General features: G+C 57.4%; 2 protein-coding genes. Both read right to left on the minus strand.

The window, feature by feature from the left end; genetic code table 11:
• On the minus strand, nt 1-372 hold a 372-nt coding region (locus tag A3730_RS22895; RefSeq protein ID WP_156501312.1), incomplete at its 3' end, for a hypothetical protein.
• Nucleotides 373-508: 136 nt separating this feature from the next.
• The coding region (locus A3730_RS22900) for an AraC family transcriptional regulator (RefSeq protein WP_063539036.1) at nt 509-1418 on the minus strand (910 nt) is incomplete at its 5' end.

The raw sequence follows: 1418 nt of genomic DNA on the forward strand, positions 1-1418 counted from the left end.
GCCAGCGCGTACAAATAACTGGGTGCCGGTGGCTACATCGAAAAAACCCGCAAAAACCGCCTCGCTTCCGGTAAGCATGACCTCTGCCTCTGAACCGGCGAGCTCTGCGCTGTATTCCCCGAGGTAGGTATGGGCAATTTCACCGCCCAGGTGAATGCGATCACGGGCTACCGGGAACGTGAGCCCGGCGAGGATGGAAAAGGTGTGGTCGGTGGAGTCGACATCAGTGCCGGCAGGAAAATCCCCGTCATCGTAATCCAGATCGGTCCAGCCTCCTTTCAAGGCGCCGTGCACATTGAGGTCGGCAGCTGCAGCGGTAGTCGCCAGCACCATGCTGCAAGACAGAACAAGAATATTTCTGAGTAAAGCCATGAGTCGCTCCCTGCGATCATTATTGGATTATCCGTTGAGTCTACCGCGATTGTGCTGCGTCAGGCAGCAGCCCGAATCGCCGTATCGTTGCCCTTTTGTATCACCCTTTGGTGGGTAATCGCACCCGGCCTTTCTGTTACGCCGTGACCGCGTGGCTCACCCGGTATTCGCCCGGGCTAACGCCTGTCCATCGCTTAAAGGCACGATTGAAATTCGCGGATGAGGCAAACCCCACCAGATAGGCGATTTCGCCCAGTGTCAGATGACGCTGCTCGATATATTCCAGCGCCAGCTTTTTGCGGGTCTGTTCCAGAATATCCTTGAAGCTGGTGCCCTGCTCGCTGAGTTTTCGCTGCAAATTGCGCAAGCTCATTCCCAGGGTGCTGGCAATATCGGCCTGGGTGGGCGAGCCCAGGGCCAGCTTGTCCTGAATGCGGCACTTCACCCGGTTGGCCAGGTCATTCTGGTCGACACGGGAGAGGTACTCGTCGAGCATTTTTTCATGGCTCTGGGTCAGCATCATGTTGTGGGTAAGCAGTTTCTGCGCGGCCTGCTCCCGATCGAACACCACCACGTTGCAATCTGCATTGAAGTCGATATCACAGCCGAAAAAGTCTTGCAGATAGGCCGCTCCCTGTTCCGGAGGGGGCGTATTGAAGCTGACGCGTAGCGGTCGTAATGTGGCGTCTACCGCTTCGCGGGCAAATGTCACCAGGGTGGCGAAGAATATCTCGATTTCCCAACGCCCCAGAGCCGGCTTTCCAGTCACCTCGTCAAACAACGGCATGGTACGGATGGCGAGGCCCGCCGGTTCTTCGCGCACGTCGGCCCAACAGGCGTTGGAAAGCACGCGCTTGTAACGCACGATGCGTAGCAACGCATCTTCCAGAGAGGCCGACGACATCATGGCGTAGCCCAGCGCGTGAAACATGCCGGGGTGAAAATGCTTACCCACCTGAACACTGAAATCTTTCCCCGGCAAGCGGGCATTGCAGTAGGCCACCAGGGAGGAAAGCTTGGCCACGGCCATTCTGGATTCCAGGTTC

The organism is Alcanivorax sp. HI0044 (assembly GCF_001634945.1).